This window comes from Pseudofrankia asymbiotica, assembly GCF_001983105.1.
Lineage (GTDB): Bacteria > Actinomycetota > Actinomycetes > Frankiales > Frankiaceae > Pseudofrankia > Pseudofrankia asymbiotica.
This window is the reverse complement of sequence record NZ_MOMC01000162.1, coordinates 1-1,945: the sequence shown is the minus strand read 5'-3', so window position 1 is coordinate 1,945 and position 1,945 is coordinate 1. Positions and strand designations below refer to the sequence as shown.

The window sequence follows — 1,945 nt, the reverse complement described above, 5'->3', positions numbered from 1 at the left end:
CGGGGCGACGGCCGCGCCCGGCTGGACTCTGGCCGCCGCGGCGGCGACCTGGCTGCAACCCGCGCTCGTCGCCACCGGCGGACCCCTCCACCTCACCGACCTGCCCAGCTCCCCCCTCACCCGCCGCCGCGGCGCCGCCGAACTGCTCGCCGACCTCGCCGGACGCTCCCCTTCGTCGCCGGCAGTCGCGTCACGGCGCTCTGACGCGGTGACGCCGCCGGGCCGCGGCGACGCGATCTCCGGTCAGGCCGCGGGCGACGCCGGGGTGGGCGGGAACGAGGCCGGTGAGGACGGAGCCGGCGGGCGGTTGGCGCGGTGGTGGGTCGCGCCGCCGAAGGCGTTCACGCCCGAGGCCGGGGCGCGGGCCGACGAGCTGCGCGCGGCCTACCGGGCCGAGTTCGCGGGTGGGGTGGAGCACTTCCTGGAGCCGGCGCGCTCCACCTGCCCCTGGTGCGGCGCCGCGCAGCTGCGCAAGGTCATCACCGGGTTCGACGCCACCCAGGCCAAGCCAGGCCGGTTCCGCTACGACCGCTGCGCCGAGTGCCGCCACGTCTTCCAGAACCCGCGGCTGACCCCGGAGGGGCTGGACTACTACTACCGCGACTTCTACGACGGCCTGGGCGGCSMGSYSRYSGARYKGSTGSYCGGSKYCGGTCCSGGYSCMYACCYGGCSCGSGCSCGSKCCGTSCSSWCGSCYCCGCGMMRCTGGCTGGACGTCGGCGCGGGCCTCGGGCACTTCTGCCTCATCGCGCGGGACATCTGGCCCGACACGGTCTTCGACGGCCTCGACATGGGCGACGGCCTCGACGAAGCCGCCCGCCGCGGCTGGATCGACACCGCACACCGCGGCCAGTTCCCCGACCTCGCCGCGAGCCTGGCCGGCCACTACGACGTCATCAGCATGTTCCACTACCTCGAACACACCCGCGACCCCCGCGCCGAACTCGACGCCGCCGCCACCGCCCTCACCCCCGGCGGCCACCTCCTCATCGAGGTCCCCAACCCCGACAGCCCGGCGCTTCGCGCCTACGGGCCCCTCTCGCCGAGCTGGATGGTCCCGCAGCACCAGCACCTGCTGCCCGCGGACAACCTCGCGGCCGCTCTCACCGAACGCGGCTTCCAGGTCGAGAACATCGAGTACGGCGAGACGCACCTGGCCGGCGACGGGATGTACGCCTGGTGGGGGCTGGTCCAACGGTTCGCGCCGTCGCCCGGCCTTCCGTGGCGTGACGACCCGTCGCCCGGCGCCAGCAGGGCCAAACGGGCGGCGGTCCTCGCGGCGCTCGCTCCGCTGTTCCCCGCCCTCGTCGCCGCCGACGCCGCGAGCCGCCCCTACCTGACCCGCGGCACCCGCGCCAACGCCTACCGGATCCTGGCCCGCCTGCCCTGAGTGGGCCGGGCCGGCCCCGAGCCCACTGGACCACCAGCCCGCGGGTCAGTCCGGACAGCCGACCCACGCGCGGCATCACCTGAGCAGACACCAACCAGAAAGGGACGCCGTGAGCCGCCGGTACTGGCTGCCCGTCACCGTGCTCGCCGCCGTCGGCCTCAACACGGCGAGGCTGCGCCGACGCCTGTCCGCGCTACCGGTCGCCGAACCCTCCAACGACCCCATCCACCACAACCACGTCTTCCTGCTCGCCGAAGGCGTCCACCTCGACGACGCCCAACAACGCGCCGCCAGCACCCACGCCACCCACCACAACCTCGACGTCCTCGACCTCATCCCCGACAACCTCACCGCCGACCGACTCCTCGACCTCGCCCGCATGCTCGACACCACCACCTACCAGAACAACCGGCTCGCCCCCGGGCGGGGTGCCTACCAGGCACTTCTCGTCGATCGCGACGTCCTCACGCGCGCCGGCCTGGACCTGAAGGACCTCACCGAGACCGCCCTCGTCGCGGTCACCGAGACGCTCAAACGGCACGCGCCCGTCACCAC

At 74.6% G+C, this 1,945-nt stretch carries 1 protein-coding gene and 1 pseudogene; both read left to right on the top strand.

Annotated features, from left to right (window positions below; all coding sequences use genetic code 11):
- Positions 1–1,390: class I SAM-dependent methyltransferase (locus BL253_RS38970; protein ID WP_076823115.1), on the top strand; the 1,390-nt coding region annotated here is incomplete at its 5' end.
- A gap of 109 nt (positions 1,391–1,499) precedes the next feature.
- A pseudogene (locus BL253_RS38965) lies at positions 1,500–1,945 on the top strand (class I SAM-dependent methyltransferase); the annotation flags it as partial.